The sequence below is a fragment of the Pseudomonas lini genome (assembly GCF_030812475.1).
GTDB lineage: Bacteria > Pseudomonadota > Gammaproteobacteria > Pseudomonadales > Pseudomonadaceae > Aquipseudomonas > Aquipseudomonas lini_A.
The window spans coordinates 34,888-55,977 of sequence record NZ_JAUSSR010000023.1 but is presented as its reverse complement, the minus strand read 5'-3'; the positions used below and the strand labels follow the sequence as shown (position 1 = coordinate 55,977).

At 62.5% G+C, this 21,090-nt stretch carries 20 protein-coding genes; 9 read left to right on the top strand and 11 right to left on the bottom strand.

The window, feature by feature from the left end; translation table 11 throughout:
• The first annotated feature begins 228 nt into the window (after positions 1-228).
• The 9 genes from J2W17_RS30010 to J2W17_RS29970 all read left to right on the top strand — a co-directional run bounded on the left by J2W17_RS30010 (position 229) and on the right by J2W17_RS29970 (position 11,751).
• Positions 229-1,572 (top strand): coproporphyrinogen III oxidase, encoded by a 1,344-nt coding sequence (locus tag J2W17_RS30010; RefSeq protein WP_307343610.1) that lies wholly within the window; start codon positions 229-231, stop codon positions 1,570-1,572.
• 22 nt (positions 1,573-1,594) lie between these two features.
• Positions 1,595-2,983, top strand: coding sequence for an oxygen-independent coproporphyrinogen III oxidase (gene hemN, locus J2W17_RS30005; RefSeq protein WP_307343608.1), 1,389 nt, complete (start codon positions 1,595-1,597; stop codon positions 2,981-2,983).
• Between the two features lie 78 nt (positions 2,984-3,061).
• Positions 3,062-5,344: a transcriptional regulator NosR gene (gene nosR / locus J2W17_RS30000; RefSeq protein WP_307343605.1), complete on the top strand. Its 2,283-nt coding sequence runs from the start codon at positions 3,062-3,064 to the stop codon at positions 5,342-5,344.
• Positions 5,341-7,251 (top strand): TAT-dependent nitrous-oxide reductase, encoded by a 1,911-nt coding sequence (gene nosZ, locus J2W17_RS29995; RefSeq protein WP_307343602.1) that lies wholly within the window; start codon positions 5,341-5,343, stop codon positions 7,249-7,251. The genes nosR and nosZ overlap by 4 nt, the downstream gene beginning before the upstream one ends.
• A gap of 27 nt (positions 7,252-7,278) precedes the next feature.
• On the top strand, positions 7,279-8,571 hold the full coding sequence (locus J2W17_RS29990) for a nitrous oxide reductase family maturation protein NosD (protein WP_373460061.1): 1,293 nt from the start codon (positions 7,279-7,281) through the stop codon (positions 8,569-8,571).
• Positions 8,568-9,491, top strand: coding sequence for an ABC transporter ATP-binding protein (locus tag J2W17_RS29985; protein WP_307343599.1), 924 nt, complete (start codon positions 8,568-8,570; stop codon positions 9,489-9,491). The genes J2W17_RS29990 and J2W17_RS29985 overlap by 4 nt, the downstream gene beginning before the upstream one ends.
• A complete protein-coding gene (locus J2W17_RS29980) occupies positions 9,488-10,318 on the top strand; it encodes an ABC transporter permease (protein ID WP_307343596.1) in 831 nt (276 codons plus the stop codon). The genes J2W17_RS29985 and J2W17_RS29980 overlap by 4 nt, the downstream gene beginning before the upstream one ends.
• A gap of 31 nt (positions 10,319-10,349) precedes the next feature.
• On the top strand, positions 10,350-10,877 hold the full coding sequence (locus tag J2W17_RS29975) for a nitrous oxide reductase accessory protein NosL (RefSeq protein ID WP_307343593.1): 528 nt from the start codon (positions 10,350-10,352) through the stop codon (positions 10,875-10,877).
• 130 nt (positions 10,878-11,007) lie between these two features.
• Complete coding sequence (locus J2W17_RS29970) at positions 11,008-11,751, top strand: SDR family NAD(P)-dependent oxidoreductase (RefSeq protein ID WP_307343590.1); 744 nt, start codon at positions 11,008-11,010, stop codon at positions 11,749-11,751.
• A 219-nt stretch (positions 11,752-11,970) separates the two neighbouring features.
• Here the strand turns inward: J2W17_RS29970 and J2W17_RS29965 are convergent, their stop codons facing one another.
• The 11 genes from J2W17_RS29965 to J2W17_RS29915 form a co-directional block, all read right to left on the bottom strand.
• Complete coding sequence (locus J2W17_RS29965; protein WP_307343587.1) at positions 11,971-13,464, bottom strand: nitrite reductase; 1,494 nt, start codon at positions 13,462-13,464, stop codon at positions 11,971-11,973.
• Positions 13,461-14,300 carry a uroporphyrinogen-III C-methyltransferase gene (cobA, locus tag J2W17_RS29960; RefSeq protein ID WP_307343583.1) on the bottom strand — a complete coding sequence of 280 codons (840 nt, stop codon included), beginning with the start codon at positions 14,298-14,300 and terminating at the stop codon, positions 13,461-13,463. The genes J2W17_RS29965 and cobA overlap by 4 nt, the downstream gene beginning before the upstream one ends.
• 70 nt (positions 14,301-14,370) lie before the next feature.
• A complete protein-coding gene (gene nirJ / locus J2W17_RS29955) occupies positions 14,371-15,549 on the bottom strand; it encodes a heme d1 biosynthesis radical SAM protein NirJ (protein ID WP_307343580.1) in 1,179 nt (392 codons plus the stop codon).
• A 26-nt stretch (positions 15,550-15,575) separates the two neighbouring features.
• A complete protein-coding gene (gene ahbB, locus J2W17_RS29950; RefSeq protein WP_307343577.1) occupies positions 15,576-16,079 on the bottom strand; it encodes a siroheme decarboxylase subunit beta in 504 nt (167 codons plus the stop codon).
• Positions 16,054-16,497: an Lrp/AsnC family transcriptional regulator gene (locus J2W17_RS29945; RefSeq protein WP_307343572.1), complete on the bottom strand. Its 444-nt coding sequence runs from the start codon at positions 16,495-16,497 to the stop codon at positions 16,054-16,056. The genes ahbB (J2W17_RS29950) and J2W17_RS29945 overlap by 26 nt, the downstream gene beginning before the upstream one ends.
• The gene (gene ahbB / locus J2W17_RS29940) at positions 16,490-17,005 is read right to left on the bottom strand and encodes a siroheme decarboxylase subunit beta (protein ID WP_307343568.1); all 516 of its coding nucleotides are present in this window, start codon (positions 17,003-17,005) and stop codon (positions 16,490-16,492) included. Before ahbB (J2W17_RS29940) ends, J2W17_RS29945 begins: the two co-directional genes overlap by 8 nt.
• Positions 17,002-17,460, bottom strand: a complete 459-nt coding sequence (locus J2W17_RS29935; protein ID WP_307343565.1) for an Lrp/AsnC family transcriptional regulator — start codon at positions 17,458-17,460, stop codon at positions 17,002-17,004. The genes ahbB (J2W17_RS29940) and J2W17_RS29935 overlap by 4 nt, the downstream gene beginning before the upstream one ends.
• Before the next feature lies 1 nt (position 17,461).
• Positions 17,462-18,640 carry a cytochrome D1 domain-containing protein gene (locus tag J2W17_RS29930; RefSeq protein WP_307343562.1) on the bottom strand — a complete coding sequence of 393 codons (1,179 nt, stop codon included), beginning with the start codon at positions 18,638-18,640 and terminating at the stop codon, positions 17,462-17,464.
• Positions 18,637-18,963 (bottom strand): c-type cytochrome, encoded by a 327-nt coding sequence (locus tag J2W17_RS29925; RefSeq protein ID WP_307343559.1) that lies wholly within the window; start codon positions 18,961-18,963, stop codon positions 18,637-18,639. The genes J2W17_RS29930 and J2W17_RS29925 overlap by 4 nt, the downstream gene beginning before the upstream one ends.
• Before the next feature lie 16 nt (positions 18,964-18,979).
• Entirely contained in the window at positions 18,980-19,297 is a 318-nt protein-coding gene (locus tag J2W17_RS29920) for a c-type cytochrome (protein WP_307343556.1), read from the bottom strand.
• Between the two features lie 24 nt (positions 19,298-19,321).
• Positions 19,322-21,010, bottom strand: a complete 1,689-nt coding sequence (locus J2W17_RS29915) for a cytochrome D1 domain-containing protein (RefSeq protein ID WP_373460057.1) — start codon at positions 21,008-21,010, stop codon at positions 19,322-19,324.
• Positions 21,011-21,090 lie beyond the last annotated feature (80 nt).

Sequence of the window (21,090 nt, the reverse complement as noted above, 5' to 3'; positions counted from 1 at the left end):
GAGCTGGCTTGCCAGCGAAAGCGGTCTGTCAGCCAACAACTCTGCTGCATGTGACGCCGCCTTCGCCGGCAAGCCGGCTCCTACAGGGGACCGGTATGTGGCCACGAAATCGGCGGACGCCACCGATCCCTGTAGGAGCCGCCACTTCGCTCAAGCTTGATGCAAGTCAAGGAGCATTGAGCGTCAAGCCCGGACACTGTGATTCGCAGCCCGTCACGGAGACCCGTCATGCTCGATTTCTTTCACGACCCAGGCGAGATCGCCCGGTGCGATCAGGGCGTACTCGACCCCAACTGCCATGCCGACACGCAAAAGTTTCATGCGGGCATCGGTTCGCTGGACCTGTTGCGGGCCTTGCGTGTCAGTCGCCAGAAGCGCCGTCCGCTGGCCCTGAACGTGCAGTTGCCGTCCAGGCTCAAGCCGTCGTTCCGTTCCCCCCGTGAGATCGCATGCGAGCAGGGCGGTATCGAGCAGTATCTTCAGCGCCTGGAAAAGGAAATCGACCTGGTCGGATGCCACGTGGGGGCCGGGCAGCGGGTCGAGCAGTTTCATCTGGGCGGCGCGACCCCTACCATTGTTCATCTACAGCGGCTGATGGCGCATCTGCGTGGCCGGTTCAATCTTCTCGAACATGGGTGCGGCGACTACAGCGTCGAGGTGGATCTGCACCATACCGACTGGTCGACCATGGGCGCGTTGCGCGACCAGGGCTTCAACCACGTCAGCATCGGCGTTCCGGATATCGACAGCGACAGTGACATGTCGGTGGCCTGCTACCAGAACCCGGCACCGATTCACTCACTGATCGATGCTGCGCGCACCTTCGACTTTCGCTCCATCAACGTCGACCTGGGGTTCGGTCATGCCTGGCAGACCCCGGACAGCTTTGCACAGAAACTGGCGACCGTTATCGAGCTGGAACCCGACAGGCTGATGGTGTTCGACTATGCCCGGCCCCCTCGACGTTATCGGCCGATGCCCGGCGTCAGGGGCAGGGCGTTCTGCAGTCAGGAGGATAAAGGCGCGATGCGCCAGAACTGTTTCGACCAATTGACTGGCGCGGGTTATCACTACATCGGCCTTGGGCAATTCGTGCGGCCCGACGATGACCTGGCAATCGCCCAGGAGCGAGGCCGGCTACGGCGCACCTGCGACGGTTTCAGCCGTCACGGCTATTGCGATCATCTCGGGTTAGGCTTGGGGGCCATCAGTCAGATCGACGATCTGTATACGCAAAACGCCGACGCTGTCGACCTGTATCGGCTGCATCTGGACAGCGGGCAGTTGCCGACCTCCCGGGGCTGGCGCGTGGAGGCGGGGGATCAGATCAGGCATCGGGTCATGGAGCGGCTGGCCTGTGACCTGGAGCTGGATATCCGCGCCATCGAGCGCCGTTACGGCCTGATCTTCTCCAGGTATTTTTCCGCTATTTGGCCTTTGCTCGAGCAATTGAGTCATGATGGGTTGATCGAGTTGTCGGACCGTTTCATCAGCATTCTCCCCGCCGGTCGGCAGGACGTGGATGCCATCTGCAACCTGTTTGAAAAGGGGTCAAGCGCAGCATGGCATTGACCCACCTGCGAGTAGATTGATCATGAAGCCTGCATTCGATTTCAATCGAGCCCTGGTCGAGAAGTATGACCGCCCTGGGCCGCGCTACACCTCGTACCCCACCGCGCCACAGTTTCACCAGGCGTTTGCCGTGGACGACTATCAAACTGCTGCGCGGGCCAGCAATCAGCTGGCGGTGCCCAAACCGTTGTCGGTGTACATCCACATCCCGTTCTGCAAAAGCCTGTGTTATTACTGCGCCTGCAACAAGATCATCACCCAGAAAACCCATCGTGCCGTCGAGTACCTGACGTACCTCAAGCGTGAAATCGCGATGCAGGCCGCCTTGTTCGATGGCAGCCGCAAACTCACGCAGCTGCACCTGGGCGGCGGTACGCCGACCTACCTGACCAGCGAACAGCTGGCGGACCTGATGGACTGCCTGCACCAGGCGTTCAACCTGGACGATAGCGACGACCATGAGTTTTCCATCGAGGTCGATCCGCGCACCATCAGTACCGAACAGATCCAGTCGCTGCGCCAGCTGGGCTTCAATCGCCTGAGTTTTGGCGTGCAGGACTTCGACCCCGACGTGCAGGCGGCGGTCAATCGTACCCAGAGCGAAGAGCAGATTTATGCACTGGTCGCCGCCGCTCGCGCGGCGCGATTCAAATCGGTCAGCGTCGATCTGATCTATGGGCTGCCGTTGCAGACCGTGGCCAGTTTCGATGTGACCCTGGGCAAGATCATTGCCCTGCGTCCGGACCGGATCGCCGCCTACAGCTATGCCCACCTGCCGCAGATGGTGCGTGCGCAACGCTTGATCCGGCAGGAAGACATGCCGCCGCCGGAGCGCAAGCTGGAGCTGCTCGAGCTGACCATTCGCCGGCTGACCGCGGCCGGTTACGTCTATATCGGCATGGATCACTTCGCCTTGCCCGACGACGAACTGGCCTTGGCCCGCGTCAATGGCACCCTGCAACGCAACTTCCAAGGGTACTCGACCCATGCCGACTGCGACCTGATCGGCCTCGGGGTGTCGTCGATCGGCAAGGTCGGCGACAGTTACAGCCAGAGCGTCAAGGAGCTTTCACAGTACTACGCCCGAATCGATCAGGGTCTGTTGCCGGTGCATCGGGGATACCGCTTGAACGCCGACGACTTGCTGCGTCGCGAGGTAATCAGCGACCTGATGTGTCACGGCCGGATCGATTTCGGCAAGTTCGAGTCGCGCCATGGCATCCGTTTTACCGAGTATTTTGCCGAAGCGCTGGCGCAGCTGGACGAGCATGTGCGCGATGGACTGCTGGAGATTCAAAACGATGCCCTGGTGTTGTTGCCACAGGGGCACTTGATGATGCGCAGTGCCGCGATGGCGTTTGACGCCTATCTGGGCGGCGAGCAGAAAGGCCAGTTTTCCCGTACGGTCTGAGGTGTCTGGAGCAGGCCCCGGGACGGATTTTTCTCAAGTTGATCTCAATCAAGGGCAGGGGGCGCCACGCTCCCTAACATGACCGAAAGCCCTCTTGATTTCGGCCAGACCATGACCCTCCATCAGCCATCGATCCATCGCCACCTGCGCAGCCTGCGCGAGTGGCGCGTCGGGCTGATGCTCGCCCTGATGCTTGTACTGTCGGCAGCCACCCTCGGCGCGGTGCAGGCCAGGGAATACGGCGACATCGAGCAGCAGCGTATAGAAAAGACCTTGCCCCAGACCGACTCGGTGTCCGCCCCTGAAGGCCAGTTCAAGGTGCGTACACTGTCAACGGCCGGCAAAATCACCGGTTACGTGTTCCAAAGCCTGGACGTGGTCGATATTCCGGCCTACTCGGGCAAGCCGATCAATACCCAGGTGATCCTCGATCCGTCGGGGGTGATCAAGGATGCGTATGTCCTCGAGCACCACGAACCGATCCTGCTGATCGGGATTCCCGAAGCGAAACTCCACGCCTTCAGCGCCAAGTACAAGGACATCAAGGTCAGCCAGCGGGTGGTCGTCGGTCACTCCAGCGACCCGAACGCCGTCACCGTGGATGCCATAGCCGGCGCGACCGTCACGGCGATGGTGGTCAACGAGGTGATCATGCGCGCTGCCCACGAGGTGGCCGTATCGCTCAAACTGGTCGAGGACCAGACCGGCCAGGCGCAGAAACCCGCCACCGTACGCCAGGACTTCTACGAGCCCGCCAGCTGGGACCAACTGACCGGCAACGGCGCGATCCGCCGCCTGAACCTGACCCGCGGCCAGGTCGACGCGGCCTTCAAGGGCACCGAAGCCGAAGGCATCAACAATGCCAGTGCCGAAGACGTCGATGACACCTTCATCGAACTCTACGTCGCCGACCTGAACCCGCCGACCATTGGCCGCAATCTGTTGGGCGACAACCAGTACCGTTTCCTCATGCAGGAACTCAAGCCAGGCGAGCAGGCCATCGCCGTGCTGGGCCGTGGGTTGTTCTCCTACAAGGGGTCGGGTTATGTGCGCGGCGGGATCTTCGACCGGGTGCAATTGCGCCAGTTCGGCAATGTCATCAGCTTCCGCGACATGGACCATCAGCGGCTCTCCGACGTCTTCGCCAAGGGCATCCCCGAGTTCGATGAGATGTCGATTTTCATTGTGCGTGAACCAGCCCGGTTCGATCCGGGAGCCGCCTGGACCCTGGAACTGCTGGTGCGCCGCCAGACCGGTCCGGTCAGTGGCACCTTCAGCAGCTTCGAACTGCCTTACCAGATGCCCGAGCCTTACCTGGAACGGCCATTGCCCAGCGCCGAAGAATTGGCGGCCATCGAGGAAGCCGGGCGGCCGATGTGGGTGACCATCTGGTATCAGAAGCAGTTCCAGATCATGGTTCTCGGCGCGGCGTTGCTGTTGCTCACGACGATTCTGTTCCTGCAGGACACCTTCACCCGCCGGCCGCATTTTCTGCATTGGCTGCGCCGCGGTTACCTGGTGTTTACCGTAGTGTTCATCGGCTGGTACGCCCTGGGGCAGCTGTCGGTGGTCAACGTGCTGACCTTCGTCCATGCCCTGTTCGAGAATTTCCGCTGGGAGCTGTTTCTCACCGATCCGCTGATCTTCATGCTCTGGGTGTTCACCGCCGCGAGCATTCTGTTGTGGGGCCGTGGCGTGTTCTGCGGCTGGCTGTGTCCGTTCGGCGCCTTGCAGGAATTGATCAACGAAGCCGCGCGCAAGCTGAAGATTCCCCAATATGAACTGCCGTTCGCGGTCCATGAGCGGCTGTGGGCGATCAAGTACATCATCCTGCTGGCGCTGTTCGGCGTCTCCCTGGAGTCGATGACCACGGCCGAGCTGTTCGCTGAAGTGGAACCCTTCAAGACCGCCATCACCCTCAGGTTCGACCGTCAGTGGTGGTTCGTGCTCTACGCGGTGGCGCTGCTGGTCATCAACATCTTCACCCGCAAGGTCTATTGCCGCTACATCTGCCCCTTGGGCGCGGCGCTGGCGATCCCCACCAAACTGCGGCTGTTCGACTGGCTCAAGCGCCGCAAGGAGTGCGGCGACCCTTGCCAACTGTGCGCCAAGGAATGCGAGATCCAGGCAATCCATCCCGATGGCCGGATCAATGCCAACGAGTGCCACTACTGCCTCGATTGCCAGATGACCTACCACAACGAAAACAAATGCCCCCCGCTGATCAATAAGCGCAAGAAACAGCGCGGCAAGGCCGCACCGGTGAGCGCGCAACTCATACCTGTCGTGGAAGTGACGGCTGAACCCGGCGAGCACACGTCCCCAGTGACTGTTTTTATTCCTTCAAGGAGCACCTCATGAACGACACAGAAACCAAAGAACCCGCGCAACCGACCGGCCTGAGCCGGCGTGGTTTCCTCGGCACCAGCGCGGTGACCGGTGCGGTGCTGGCCGGTGCCTCGGCCATTGGCGGCGCGGTATTCACCCGTGAATCCTTTGCCGCGGCGGCCAAGGAGTCGAAATCAAAGATCCACGTAGGGCCGGGGGATCTGGACGATTACTACGGTTTCTGGAGTGGCGGTCATCAGGGTGAAGTGCGGATCATGGGCATTCCGTCGATGCGCGAGCTGTTGCGCATCCCGGTGTTCAACGTCGATTCCGCCACGGGCTGGGGTCTGACCAACGAAAGCAAGCGGATCATGGGCGACAGCGCCCACTTCCAGAATGGCGACTGCCACCACCCGCACTTGTCGATGACCGACGGCAAGTACGATGGCAAGTACCTGTTCATCAATGACAAGGCCAACAGCCGGGTCGCGCGCATCCGCCTGGATATCATGAAGTGCGACAAGATGCTCACCGTGCCGAATGTGCAGGCCGTGCACGGTCTGCGCCTGCAGAAAATGCCCCATACACAGTACGTGTTCGCCAATGCCGAGTTCGTGATTCCGCATCCCAATGACGGCAGTACTTTCGACCTGCAGGACAAGAACAGCTACACGATGTTCAACGCCATCGATGCAGAGAAAATGGAGATGGCGTTCCAGGTCATCGTCGACGGCAACCTGGATAACACCGATGCCGACTATACCGGCAAGTACGCGGCGTCGACCTGCTACAACTCGGAGAAGGCCTACGACCTGGGCGGCATGATGCGCAACGAGCGCGACTGGGTGGTGGTGTTCAACATCCAGCGCATCGAAGCGGCGATCAAGGCCGGCAAGTTCATCACCCTGGGCGATGCGAAAGTGCCGGTGGTCGATGGTCGCAAAACCGAAGGCAAGGACAGCGAATTTACCCGCTATATCCCGGTGCCGAAGAACCCGCATGGCATCAATATGACGCCCGATGGCAAGTACTTCATTGCCGCCGGCAAGCTTTCGCCGACCTGCACCATCATCGCCACCGCCAAGCTCGACGATCTGTTCAACGACAAGTTCAAGGACCCGCGCGAGGTGGTGGTCGGCGAACCTGAACTGGGTCTGGGCCCGCTGCACACTACCTACGATGGCCGCGGCAACGCCTACACCACCCTGTTCATCGACAGCCAGGTGGTGAAGTGGAACGTGGAAGAAGCCGTTCGCGCCTACACCGGCGAGAAGGTCAACTACATCAAGCAGAAGCTCGATGTGCAGTACCAGCCGGGTCACAACCATGCCTCGCTGACCGAGACCAGCGAGGCCGACGGCAAATGGCTGATGGTCCTGAGCAAATTCTCCAAGGACCGCTTCCTGCCGACCGGCCCGCTGCACCCGGAAAACGATCAGTTGATCGATATCTCCGGCGACGAGATGAAACTGGTGCACGACGGCCCGGCGTTCGCCGAACCTCACGATTGCATCATGGCCCGGCGCGACCAGATCAAGACCAAGAAGATCTGGGACCGCAACGATCCGTTTTTCGCCGAAACCGTGGCCATCGCCGCCAAGGACGGGATCAAGCTGGAGACCGACAACAAGGTCATCCGCGACGGCAAGAAAGTCCGGGTCTACATGACCTCGATGGCCCCGGCCTACGGTCTGCCGGAGTTCACCGTCAAGCAGGGTGACGAGGTCACGGTGACCATCACCAACATCGACCAGATCGAAGACGTGACCCACGGTTTCGTCATGACCAACCACGGCGTAAGCATGGAGATTAGCCCGCAGCAGACGTCGTCCATCACTTTCACCGCCGACAAGGCCGGCCTGCATTGGTACTACTGCAGCTGGTTCTGCCACGCGCTGCACATGGAAATGGTCGGTCGCATGCTGGTCGAGAAGGCCTGACAGTTGCCCAACGATAGGAGCGGGCCAATGACCGGTTTCAAGCAAATCCCGATGAAGGTCATTGCCCTGGCGCTGCTGTCGCTGGGCACCAGCGCGCTGGCGGCGGTGCAACCCATCACCAGATTGCCGTTGAAGGTCGACGCCGAGCAACGCTGGCACCTGCCGGCGGGGGAGTACCGCGGTTCGTTCAGCGTCGATCAATCGATGCAGATTGTCTGTGAGCCGGGCGCGGTGTTCCAGGGCGAGGGGCAGGGCAACGGCTTGATCATCAGCGCCCCGGATGTCTCGATCGAGGGCTGTACTTTTCTCGACTGGGGGCACGACCTCACGGCCATGAACGCGGGGCTGTTCATCCAGCCCAAGGCCCGTGGCGCCGTGATCAAGGGCAATCGCCTGCAAGGCCGGGGCTTCGGTATCTGGGTCGATGGCACGGCGGATGTGAGCCTGGTCGACAACCGCATCCAGGGTGATCCGGCGATGCGCTCCCAGGATCGCGGCAACGGCATCCATCTGTATGCGGTGCACGGGGCCAGCGTCATCGGCAACCAGGTCCGCGACACCCGCGATGGCATCTATATCGATACCTCCAACGGCAATCTGCTGCAGGGCAATACCCTGGAAGACCTGCGCTATGGCGTGCACTACATGTTCGCCAACGATAACCGACTGATCGGCAACACCACCCGGCGCACCCGCACCGGCTACGCGCTGATGCAAAGCCGCAAGCTGACGGTGATCGGCAATCGCTCCGAGCAGGATCAGAACTACGGCATCCTGATGAACTACATCACCTATTCAACCCTGCGCGACAACATCGTCACCGACGTGCGCGACGGGTCGACCGGCGACAGCATGATCAGCGGCGCCGAGGGCAAGGCGTTGTTCATCTACAACTCGCTGTTCAACAGCATCGAACACAATCGCTTCGAACACAGCGCCGTGGGCATTCACCTCACCGCCGGTTCCGAAGACAACCGCATCGCCGACAACGCCTTTGTCGGCAACCAGCGCCAGGTCAAGTACGTGGCCACCCGCCTGCAGGAATGGTCGGCGCAGGGTCGAGGCAATTTCTGGAGCGATTACCTGGGCTGGGACCGCAACAACGACGGCCTGGGCGATATCGCCTACGAACCCAATGACAACGTCGACCGCCTGCTGTGGCTGTACCCGCAAGTGCGGTTGCTGATGAACAGCCCGGGTATCGAGTTGCTGCGCTGGGTGCAACGGGCCTTTCCGGTGATGAAGTCGCCGGGTGTGCAGGACAGCCATCCGTTGATGAAGTCACCGATTCAAACCCTGACCCAGGAGCCTGCCGCATGAACGTCATCGACATCGAAGGAGTCAGCCAGCGCTATGGGCACAGCACCGTGCTGCATCAGTTGAGCCTGAGCCTGGCCGAAGGGGAAGTGCTGGGCTTGTTCGGCCACAACGGCGCGGGCAAGACCACCTGCATGAAGCTGGTGCTGGGATTGCTCCAGGCCAGCGATGGGCAGGTGAGGGTGTTCGGCCGGTTGCCCAGTGATCCCCATGTTCGACGCCTGCTGGGCTATTTGCCGGAGAACGTGACCTTTTATCCGCAGCTCAGCGGCCTGGAGACCTTGCGGCATTTCGCCCGACTCAAAGGCGCAGCGTTCACCCAGGTGGACGGGCTGCTCGAGGAAGTCGGTCTGGCGGGCGTGGCGCATCGGCGGGTCAAGACTTACTCCAAGGGTATGCGTCAACGCCTGGGGCTGGCGCAAGCCTTGCTCGGCGAGCCGCGCTTGTTATTGCTCGACGAGCCCACCGTCGGCCTCGATCCGATCGCCACCCGGGACCTGTACCGATTGCTCGATCGCCTGCGCAGCCAGGGCACCAGCGTCATTCTGTGTTCCCACGTGTTGCCCGGGGTCGAGGCGCATATCAACCGCGCGGCGATCCTGACCCAGGGTCGTCTGCTGGCCCTGGGCAGTCTGCACAGCCTGCGGGAGGAAGCCGGGCTGCCGACGCTGATTCGCGCCCGCGGGCTCAAGCACGCCGGACCTTTGCAGCAACGTTGGAACAATGCCGGGCATGTCACCCAGCGCTGGGGCACGGAAGGTCTCGAAGTGGCCGCGCTCAATGGCAGCAAGCTCGGCCTGTTGCGCCAATTGCTCAATGACGATGAACCGGCTGACGTGGAGATCGACCCGCCGTCGCTGGAAGATATCTACCGCTTCTACATGGGCCGGGCCGCTGCATCAGCAATTGGGGAGGCGGTATGAACCCGATCTGGAACATGGCTCGCAAGGAGTTCAACGACGGTCTGCGCAACCGCTGGCTGTTGGCGATCAGCCTGTTGTTCGCGGTGCTGGCGACCGGCATTGCCTGGTTGGGCGCCGCGGCGTCCGGGCAAGTGGGCTTTACCTCGGTGCCCGCCACCATCGCCAGCCTGGCCAGCCTGGCAACCTTTCTGATGCCGCTGATTGCCTTGCTGCTGGCCTATGACGCCATCGTCGGCGAGGACGAGAGCGGCACCTTGCTGCTGTTACTGACGTATCCGCTGGGGCGCGGGCATATCCTGCTCGGCAAGTTCGTCGGACACGGGTTGATCCTGGCGCTGGCGACGCTGATCGGCTTCGGCTGCGCGATGCTGGCGATTGCGCTACTGGTGGAAGAGGTCGAACTGAGCCTGCTGCTCTGGGCATTTGGCCGTTTCATGCTGTCGTCGACCTTGCTGGGCTGGGGTTTTCTCGGTCTGGCCTATGGGCTGAGCAGTGTGTCTGCAGAGAAATCCACTGCTGCCGGGCTCGCGCTGGGGGTGTGGTTTTTCTTCGTGCTGGTGTTCGACCTGGCATTGCTGGCGCTGCTGGTGCTCAGCGAAGGGCAGTTCAATCCGAAGATCCTGCCCTGGTTGCTGCTGCTCAATCCCGCTGACATCTATCGCCTGATCAACCTCTCCGGTTTCGACCCCGGCGCCAATACCGCCGGGGTGCTGACCCTTGGCAGCGATTTGCCGATGCCGGGCGCGATGCTCTGGCTGTGTCTGTTGCTGTGGGTAGCTGCGCCGCTGGCCGCGGCCTGGCTGCTGTTCCGCCGGCGGGCGAGTTGATTTTCACTTTGAAATTCTGGAGTAGTTGACGATGAGAGCGTTTTATCTGACGACGGTACGTGCCATGGCGGGCCTGATGGTCTGTCTGCTGCTGGCGGCCTGTGACATGCCCGCGCAAGCGTCCTTGAATGATGCCGCTGTAGCCTTTCATCCCAGTGATGAATGCCATGTCTGCGGGATGATCATCAATGGCTTCCCCGGGCCCAAGGGTGAAGTGGTCGAACCCGGTGGGGTCAGGAAATTCTGCTCCACAGCGGAAATGATCGGCTGGTGGTTGCAACCGGAAAACCAGCATCGCGCTGCCCGGTTGTATGTCCATGACATGGGCCGCAGTCCGTGGAACGCGCCGGATGACGCCCATCTGATTGATGCCAGAGACGCTTTTTACGTGGCTGGCACCTCGCTCAAAGGCGCGATGGGCGTGGTGCTGGCGTCTTTCTCCAGCCGCCAGGCTGCCGACAAGTTGGTGGCGGAACAGGGCGGGCGTGTGCTGCGCTTCAGCGAGATCGATCAGGCGCTGCTGCAGCAACAGTCCGCACAGGCGCACTCGAGCCATTGACCCCCGCTGCATCGCCTGGTTTCCCTCGCAAAAATCTGATCGCCGTCAAGTCGAAATTGCTGCGCTTGTTCAAATATAGAAGCTGGCTACGTCCCCAGTGCTTGGCATCAGCGATGCCCAGGAGAACATGATGCAAACCGAGTTTCAGGATCGTCTGGCGGTGATCACCGGCGCCAGTTCCGGGATTGGCCTGGCGTTATGCGCCACGCTGTTGTCCCGTGGCGCCAAGGTGCTGGCGATGTCGCGTACCGCCGGTGAATTGCCAGCCTTGAAAGAGGTATACGGTGAGCGACTGCAATGGTGCGCCGGGGACGTCACCTGCCAGGACGACCTGCAGCAGTTGGCCCGCCGCGCCGCGGTACTGGGTCCGGTGGCCTGGCTGGTGCCCTGCGCGGGTATTGCGCAAATGGCCGACAGCCTGGACATGCCGGCCTTCCAGCGTCAGTGGGCGGTCAACGGTGCCGGGGCGTTGAACACCCTGGCGGCGTTACGCGGTGAACTGACGAGCCCGGCTTCGGTGGTGTTTGTCGGCAGTTTCCTCACCGGCTCGAGCTTTCCCGGCCTGGCGGCCTACATTGCCGGTAAGGCCGCACTGGCGGCGCAGGCGCGCACCCTGGCGGTGGAGTTCGCGCGGTATGACGTGCGCATCAACCTGGTCTCCCCGGGACCGACGGCGACTTCGATGTGGGACCACCTGGGCTTGAGTGAAAGGGAGCTCGACGACGTCGCCGACACCCTCGCCAAACGCCTGCTGCCCGGGCATTTTCTCGATGCGTCGGCGGTGGCCAATGTGATTATTTTCCAGCTGTCGCAAGGCGCCCGGGGTGTCTATGGCCAGGACTGGAAGGTCGACAATGGCTACACCTTGAGCTGAGGATCACCAGGATCGCAGCCTGCGCCCACACCGGATCCTTGCCAAGCTCCGGATTTATATACGCCCCGATCCCCTGTAGGAGCTGGCTTGCCAGCGAAGGCGTCCTTTCAGCCAACAATGATGTCGACTGGAAGGGCCCCTTCGCCGGCAAGCCAGCTCCTACAGGTAATCGGGTGTACACGAACAGTATGCTCGACTCCAAACCCTGTAGGAGCTGGCTCAATGCGAAGTCCCTTCCGCAAACTCAATCTTGTTACCCACGTTGTACTTGCCCGACGGCTTGTTCATCGGGATGCGTTTGATCTCGGCGAGGGTGTTGCTGTCGTACACGATCAGCGCGCCGTCGGTGGCCCAGATGCTCAACAGCAGGTAGCGGCCATCGCGGGTGAACTCGACGTGGGCGGCGGTCTTGCCGGGCATCGGGCGCAGGGTGTGGGCGACTTCCAGGGTCTGTTTGTCGATCAGGTGGATCGCATCGTTATCGGGACCGAAGAACACATCGCTCCAGGCGTACCGTGAATTGACATGGCTGCGCATGAAGAACCCCGGCCCCAGGGTCGGAATTTCCTTGATCAGGCGCCAGGTCTTGAAATCGATGACCGAGATCAGGCCCTTGCTGATGTTCGGCGTGGCGAACACCCATTCGCCGTTGCGTTTCCAGTAGGTCCCCGACCCCAGGTGTGGCATCCCCGGCAGCGGTATGTCGGTGACCACCTTGCCGCTGTCGAGGTCGATCACCTGACCGCCCCTGGCCTTGCGCGAAGTGGCCAGCAGCTGCTTGTAGTCCGGCGAAAAGGAAAAGTCGTCCAGCACATCCCCGGCCTGGATCCGTCGCGGCACGAAGTCCGGGGTGCCGGCCCAGGACAGTTCCCAGACTTCCTTCACGTCCTTGAGCGCCACGATGAAGCTGTCGCGGGGCGGGGCTGAGTAGACCGCACTGACCCGCGACGCGGTTCCGTCCAGGCCGGTCGCCGGAATGGTTTTGACCAATGACAGATCACGGGCATCGAGCACCACCAGGTTGCCGGGCAGATAATTGCCGACCAGCACCCAGCGGCCATCCTTGCTCACCGCGAGGTTGCGGGTATTGAGCCCGGCGCGGACTTCGGCGATCAGCTTCAGGTTGTGCAGGTCGTACAGGCTGACCCAGCCATCGCGCGAGGCCACGTAGACGAAACGTCCGTCCGGCGAGAATTTCGGCCCGCCATGCACCGCAAAGTGCGAAGCAAAGCGCGCCAGCACCTCGAAACGATCGCCGTCGAGGATGCTGATGTGGTGATCCCCAGCCTCTACCACCACAAACAGGTTCAGGGGATCGGCACCATGCTGGGCCGTGCCCGGCAACTTGCCGGCATCGGCCAGCATCGAATGACTGCCGCGGATGTCATCGTTACTCCAGGTCGGTGGAGTGGCGGGCGGTTGCTGCAGGTAGTCCGCCAACCCGTCGATCTGCGCGGGCGTGAACACCTTGGCATACCCGGTCATCTGGCTCGCCGGGCGACCGTCGCGGATCACCCTGCGGATTTCGTCGGGCTTGATCCGGCTCAGGCTTTCCGGGAGCAACGCCGGGCCTGCTGCGCCGAACCGGTTGGCCCCATGGCAACTCCGGCAATGTTCCCGGTAGTCGTTCGCGGCCTGTTCAACTGGCGCAATCGTAGCGCCGGCATGGACCGCACCGAGCCATAACAACGGGGCCAGCGCCAGGCGTCTCATGCCACCACCTTGCTGCGGCGTGGCTGCGCTTGAGCGGGGTAGAAGCGCGCCGGGAAATCCATCTGTTGCGTGGCGAACAGATCAACCACTTCGCCAATCACCGTCAATGTCGGAATGCCCGGCGGACACTCCAGCGCCAGGCTCGGCAGCTGCCGCAGCACACCCCGGACGACATGCTGGTCGGGACGGGTGCCATTGCAGATCAGCGCCGCCGGTGTATCGGCCGCCAGCCCGGCTTCGATCAGTCGTTCGGCGATGACCCCCAGGTTCGACAGGCCCATGTAGAACACCAGGGTCTGGCTACCGTCGGCGAGGCTGCTCCACGGCAGCGACAAGTCGCCGTCACGTTGCAAATGGCCGGTAATGAACCGACAGGAGTTGACCAGATCGCGGTGGGTCAGCGGGATGCCCGCGTAAGCGCTGCAGCCGGACGCGGCGGTTATCCCAGGGACCACCTGGCAGTCGATGCCGCGTTGCAACAGGTACTCCAGCTCCTCGGCGCCGCGACCGAAGATGAACGGGTCGCCGCCCTTGAGCCGGACCACGCGCTGCCCTTGATCGGCGAGGTCTACCAGCAGTTGGTTGATCTGTTCCTGGGGCAGGCTGTGGCAGCCGCTGGCCTTGCCGACGTAATGCCGGGCGCAGGCGAGGGGGATCAGGGTCAGCAATTCGGGGCTGATCAGCCGGTCGTACACCACGGCGTCGGCCTGCATCAACAGGCTCCAGGCGCGCAGGGTCAGCAGGCGTGGATCACCGGGGCCGGCGCCGACCAGGGCAACTTCGCCTGGCCTGAACGAGGACTCGAGTGTGGGTGGCAGGGCAATTGATGGAGGCATGGGACGTCCTTGGTGCTTCATCAGGTTGGCCGGCCCCAGCCTGTATCAGCGGGTGTGCCGGACGGGCGAATCAGTGGGTGACGCAAGGGATGAGCGTTGGCGGCGGTACACCGATTTCTTCATCGCTGAGATGGCAACCGGGGTCCTGGCCCCAGAGATCGCCCTCGGCCCAGGCGCGGGTGCGGGTATTGCCGTTGCAGATGGGCAGCCAGCGGCAATGGGCGCAGCGGCCGCCCACCACCCGGGGATGTTTACGCAGTCTCAATAGCAAGGCATCCGGCCGCTCCAGCCACAAGGTGCGGAACGGCGTGCGCCGCACATTGCCCACCGAGTGCTGCCACCAATAGGTGTCCGGGTGCACTTCGCCGGTGTTGTCGATATTGGCGATGCCGCTGCCGGAGGCATTGCCGCCCCAGGCGCGAAGCATGTTTTCCAGGCGCGGGTAATGCTCGGGCAGACGCAGGGCTGCCCATTGCAACAGGAGGATGGCGTCGGCATCGTTGTTGCCGCTGACAAAGTCGCTGTCGCGGCCTTGCTGGATATCTTCCCAGGCAGTTTCGAAGATCAGCGTCATCGCCTCGCGGCTCATCTGTTGTTGCGCATCGAGCTGGCGACTGCGTTTGCCGCGGCCGCTGTAGTTGAGGTGCGACAGATAGAACTTCTGCACGTCGTACTCGCGCATCAACGCCAGCAGCGCGGGTAATTGCTGATGGTTCTCCTGGGTCAGGGTGGTGCGCAGCCCGACGCGAATCCCCTGTTCGCGACAGAGGCGGATCGCCTGCATGGAGCTGGCGAAGCTGCCCTTGAGTTGGCGGAAGGCATCATGGGTGGCTTCCAGGCCATCGATGCTGATCCCGACATAGTCGAAGCTCGCGGCGCTGATCTGTGCGATGTTCTGCTGATCGATCAGCGTGCCGTTGGTGGACAGGGCGACGAAGAAACCCTTGCCCCTGGCATAGGTGCTGAGCACGAACAGATCGTCACGCAACAACGGCTCGCCGCCGGATAGAATCAGCACCTTCACCCCGGCGTCCTGCAAGTCATCGATTACGGCCAGCGCGGCGGCAGTGTCCAGTTCGTCGCGAAAGACACTGTCAGCCGAGGTGGCGTAGCAGTGCTTGCAGGTCAGGTTGCAACGCCTGAGCAGGTTCCAGATCACCACCGGCGGGCGGTTGCTGCCCGGAGGGCTGGTCCGGGGCACGGGGGCCTGGCCGGCCAGCGCGCGCAGGTATTGGCTGATCCTCAACATGCTTCTCTCCTTGAGTCAGGGCGTGTTCAGCGTGGCGTTGGCGGCAGGCGCAAACCGGTTTTCTTCAGGATGCGGCTGCTCACCAGCATGTCGTCGGCGGCACAGGCGTCGCCCAGCAGGTAGCGCAGGTGTTCGCGGTAGCTGTCGATTTCTTCACTGCTGCGCCCGTGGACCATGGCGAACAGGTTGTAGCGCCACGTGCTGCGGCGTGGTCGGCGATAGCAGTGGCTGACAAAAGGTTGCTCGCCGATCAGCGCACCGAGACGCGGCATATCGGTGTCGCGTATATCCCAGACCGTCATGCCGTTGTGGCGATAGCCCAGTCGGTAGTGATTGGGCACGGCAGCAATCCGCCGAATCGCGCCCTCGGTTTGCAAGCGCTTGAGCAAATCCAGGGTGGCTTCTATGTTCAGTCCCAACTGTTCGGCGAGCCAGGCCCATGGATCTTCCAGCAAAGGCAGACCGGCCTGGGTCAACACGATCAGACGCTGGATGAGGGTGTCTTCAGGCCGGGAAATACAGACCGACATGGTAGGTCTCCTCTTTGGGCAAATTGAGCAGCGGCAGGCCGGTCAGGGTTTCGATGCGCTTCAGCGTCTGGGCGATGGCGTGTTCGGTCGCGCAGCCGAGCACGAACCACATGTTCCAGCGGTGTTCGCGCCGATAGTTGTGCGCCACTTCAGGCAGGGCATGCAGTTGCTCGGCGACCGCGTCGAAACGCTCTTCCGGCACCGCCAGCGCGGCGAGGGTGAAGGCGCCACCCATGCGCTCTATGTCGAACATCGGGCCGAATCGGGTGAGCACGCCGTCCTCGAGCAATTCATGCAGGCGATCGAGCAGTTCGTGGCTGCTGCTGTCCAGTTCGGCGGCCAGGACCTGCCAGGGATGGCGGACCAGCGGCAGGCCCAGTTGCAATCGGTTGATCAGCCGACGATCGAGATCATCCATGCAGGGATGCTCCTGTTGGCGAAAGGGCATAGCGTCCACCGCATTGTTTGAAGGCGTGGCTGCTGAACAGCAATTGGTGGGGCAGGTCGCTCAGCAGTTGTGCTTGCAGCAACGCTTGAACCTGCGCCTCGACCTGGTCCCGTTGCCGCCCGTGGATCATGCAGAACAGGTTGTAGCGCCACTGCGGCAAACGCCGAGGCCGTTGATAGCAAAGGTTGATCCCGGAAGCCCGGCCCAGGCGCTGGCCGACTTCATCGATCAGCGCGTCCGGAACATCCAGCACCAGCATGGCGTTGGCGGTAAAGCCCAGGGCGCGGTGGTTGAGCACCAGGCCCACCCGACGGAACAGCCCTTGCGCCTGCCACCGGTGCATTTGCACGAGCACCTGGTGCTCGTTGCCCTTGATCCGTTCGGCGAGGACCTGATAGGGCCGCGCTACCCGCGGCAACCCGGCTTCCAGGTGCCGACGCAGGGCCAGTGCCTGTTTGGCGCTCAACCCGGGCATCATGGGGTGTCTCCCAGGGCGAAGCCGAGGTCGATGCGAAACGCGGTCACCATCGGCAGGTCCAGCGGCATCAGGCCGGTGTCGCGCTCGAGTTCCTTGAGCACCCGGTCGAGGTGTGGGCGATCAGGGCCGGTCAGTACAAACCACAGGTTGTAGAAATGCTCCCGGGCGTAGTTGTGATTGACCTCCGGGTATTGGCTCACGCGTTCGGCGACCTGTTGCAGGCGTTCGGCGGGCACGGCGAGGGCGGCGAGGGTGCTGGCCCCGGCGCGGCTGTGTTCGAACACCGGGCCGATCCGTGACAGGCTGCCGGCCTGATCCATTTCTTGCAGGCAAGCCAGTATTTGCGACTCGCGGCATCCGAGGATCCGCGCCATTTCCTTGTAAGGTTCCGGGCACAGCGGCATGCCGTGCTGGAAGCGGTCGATCAGTTGGCGGCTGAGCAGGTCCAGGTTCATTTCAATACCCCATTTTTTGCGCGCGGCTGCTGAAGAAGATGCCGCTCGGCGCGGTGGCCGGCAGGCTGCCCAGCAGCGTCAGCCGGTACGGATCCCAGACCTGAACCTGACCGCCGTCGCGCAGCGACAGCCACAGTTGGTCGCCACGGGCGGTGAATTCCATATGCAACACGGCCGGTCCCGGTCGAAGGTCGGCGATCACGGAATGGGTTTCGCTGTCGATGACCTGGACCCGATCGTTGTCCGGGTAGGCGAAGTTGACCCATAGCTGGCGACCGTCCGGCCGCGACGTGACAAACACCGGTTGGCCGGCGACCGGGATGACCGCCGTCTGCTTCCAGGTGCGCGAGTCCATCACCAGCACCTGGTGATGGCCAACGGCGGGCACGAAAGCCTGGTTGTCGGCGACGGCCCAGCCTTCCAGGTGCGGCATCTTGTAGACGGGCAGTTTCACTTGTCCGCGTCCGTAATCGCCGAGCACCCGCTGCACCCCGCGCTCCGGATGCCAGAGGTCGAGTTGCGCCATGCCGTCCTCGCCGAACAGCCCGGCCATGTAGTAGCGCCCATCCGGGGTGATAAGGGCGTCGTAGGGCTGCTGGCCAATGTCGGTGAAGCGGCTGATCCGGGGCGTATTGCCCTGGCTGAAGTCGGCAGTCCAGATTTCGCCGGTATCGAACAGGCTGAACACAAAGCGTTGTCCCGGGGCGTCGACCAGGCCGACCACCCGTGAGCGTTTGCTGCCATCGGCCAGGAGCGTGGCCGGAATGTCGGCCACCAGCTGCAGCGTGGCGGCATCGAACACCTTGACCCCGCCGGGCACGTAGTTGGACACCGCGATCAACTTGCCGTCCTGACTGATGGCGCCGCCGATGCTGTTACCGCCCTGAATGATTCGATGCTCGATGCGCCGGGTCAGCAGATCGATTTTGCTCAAGCCACCGTCGCGGCCGAATACATAGGCGTAGCGCTGGTCGCGGGAGAACACCACCGAGGCATGGGACAGGTCACCGAAACCCTCGAGTCGGGCCAGGGCGGTGCGGGTGTCGCTTTCGATGATTTGCACGCTGCCCGTGGCGCGCTCCACCACCACGCCCAGATCGCCGGTGCCACGCAACGGTGGCTGGACGCAAGCGGACAACAGCAGCCCGGTCGCCGCTGACAACAGGAGTGATCGGATCATGGTGCGGGGTATCCCTGGAGAAGAAGATCGACCAGCCACCGGATGTCGTCCGGGCTGAGCAATGGGGTCCAACCGGGCATGGCGGTGCCCGGCCGGCCGTGGCTGACGGTGGCTACCAAGCTTTCCCTGGACTTGCCGGCCAGTGCCGCGCGGGTCAGTTCGGGGCCCAGCCCGCCGGTCATGTGCAGCCCATGGCAGGCGCCACAGTCCTGGCTCAACAGGTGTTCGAGTTGCGCCTGACGCTTGGGGTCCGGTATCGCAACCGCGGTGGTGCAAATGAGGAGGAGGGTCGTCACCATCACAGCGTGTCGATAGACCTTCATGACGCCCTCCAGGCGGTTATTTGAGCGTCAGTACCCAGGTCGCGAGAATTTTCGCTTCTTCATCCGTCACGGGGTTGGCGGGCATAGGCATCGGCCCCCAGTTGCCTGATGTGCCGTTCTTGATGTGGCCGGCCAGTGTGTCCGCGGCCCCGGCCACGCCCGCATTCTTGGCCGCGACATCCTTGAGCGCGGGGCCCACCAGCTTGGTGTCGATGGTATGGCAGGCGGCGCAGGGTTTGCTCTTGAACAACGCCGGGCCGTCATCGGCAGCCATGGCCGGCTGCACGCACAGCGCAGCGGTCAGGGCGAACAGTGAAAACAGTGTATTTTTCATGGTGGTTCCTTACATTGATGGAGCTCAATAGATGTCGTGTTGGGTGTTGTAGACGTTGAACTTCCCGGTGGGCGTGATCAGTCGTTTGTCCTTGATGACTGCTTTGAGCTTCAGTGTTTTGTCGTCGATCACCACCAGCGCCGATTCGTCGGCCTGGCCGCTCCACACGGAGAACCAGACTTCATCGCCGGCCTTGTTGTATTCCGGTTGCACCACCCGCATGGCGCCTTGCTTGATGCCTGCGTATTCGGCGATCGGCAGCACGGTGTAGCCAGCGTCGAGCCTGTCGAGGTTGAACACCGCCACCGACTGACTCAGCTTGGTGTCCGGGTTGAGAGTGGTGTCGACGTACAGGTGACGGGACTTGGGGTGGGTCTTGATGAACAGCGAACCGCCACCCTGGCCCTTGAGCGAGGCGACCTGTTTCCAGGCGTATTGCGGGTGTTTGGTCGGGTCGGTGCCGATCAGCGAGATGCCGTCGTCACCGAGGTGGCTGGTGGCCCAGACCGGTCCGTAGGTCGGGTGGTTGAAGTTGGCGCCGCGGCCCGGGTGCGGGGTTTTGCCGACGTCCACCAGCGCGGTCAGCTTGCGCTCTTTGGAGTCGATCACGGCGACCTTGTTCGAGTTGTTGGCGGCGGTCATGAAGTAACGGTGCGTGCTGTCCCAACCGCCGTCATGCAGGAAGGGCGCGGCATCGATGTAGGTGACGGTGAGGTTCTTGATGTCCTGGTAATTGACCAGCATGACCTTGCCGGTTTCCTTGACGTTGACGATGAACTCCGGCCATTCGTGGGAGGCGATGATCGCCGCGACCCGGGGTTCCGGGTGATAGTCCTGCTTGTCGACGGTCATGCCACGGGTCGAGACGATCTGTTTGGGCTCCAGGGTTTCGCCATCCATGATGGTGAACTGTGGCGGCCAGTAGGAGCCGGCGACCGTGTATTTGTCTTCGTAGCCCTTGAACTTGGAGGTCTCGACCGAGCGCGCCTCGATGCCCACCTTGACTTCGGCGACCTTGGTCGGCTCCAGCGGCCACAGGTCGATCATGTCGATCCGCGCGTCGCGGCCGATCACCAGCAGGTAGCGACCCGAGGCGGAGATGCGCGAGATGTGCACCGCATAACCGGTCTCGATCAACTTGACGATTTTCTTGTTGTCGCCATCAATCAGCGCGATCTTGCCGTCATCGCGCAAGGTCACCGAAAACAGGTTGGGCAGGTTGAGTTTGCTCAGTTGCTTCTTGGGACGGTCCTCGGGTTTGACCAGCACCTTCCAGGTCTTGAGCGTCTCGGCCATGCCCCATTCCGGCGGCGTCGGCGGCGTGTGCTGGATGAACTTGGCCATGACCGTGATCTGATCCTTGGTCAGCGCGTTGGACGTCCCCCAGTTCGGCATGCCCGCCGGTGACCCGTAGGTGATCAAGGCCTCCAGAAACGGTTGGCCGCGGTTCTGGGTGATGTCCGGTGTCAGTGGTTTGCCCGTGGCCCCTTTGCGCAGGACACCGTGGCAGCCGGCGCAACGCTGGAAATAGATTTCCTTGGACGCGTCGAATTCGGCCTGGCTCATGTCCGGCGCGCCGGCGGTCTTGACCATGGGCGGGTTGGCCGCGGCGGCGGGCTCTTCGGCGCTGGCGGCATGACTCACCGCCAGGGCCAGTGACGAACACAATGTGGCGAGGGTCAGGGCAAACGTTCTTCTGTTGCTGATCAGCATTCCATTTCTCCTCAGGCAAGACCTTTGCGATGTGCTGAAACGGCAGCGCAGAACGCAGGTTCTTAGTGCGCTGCAAGGCT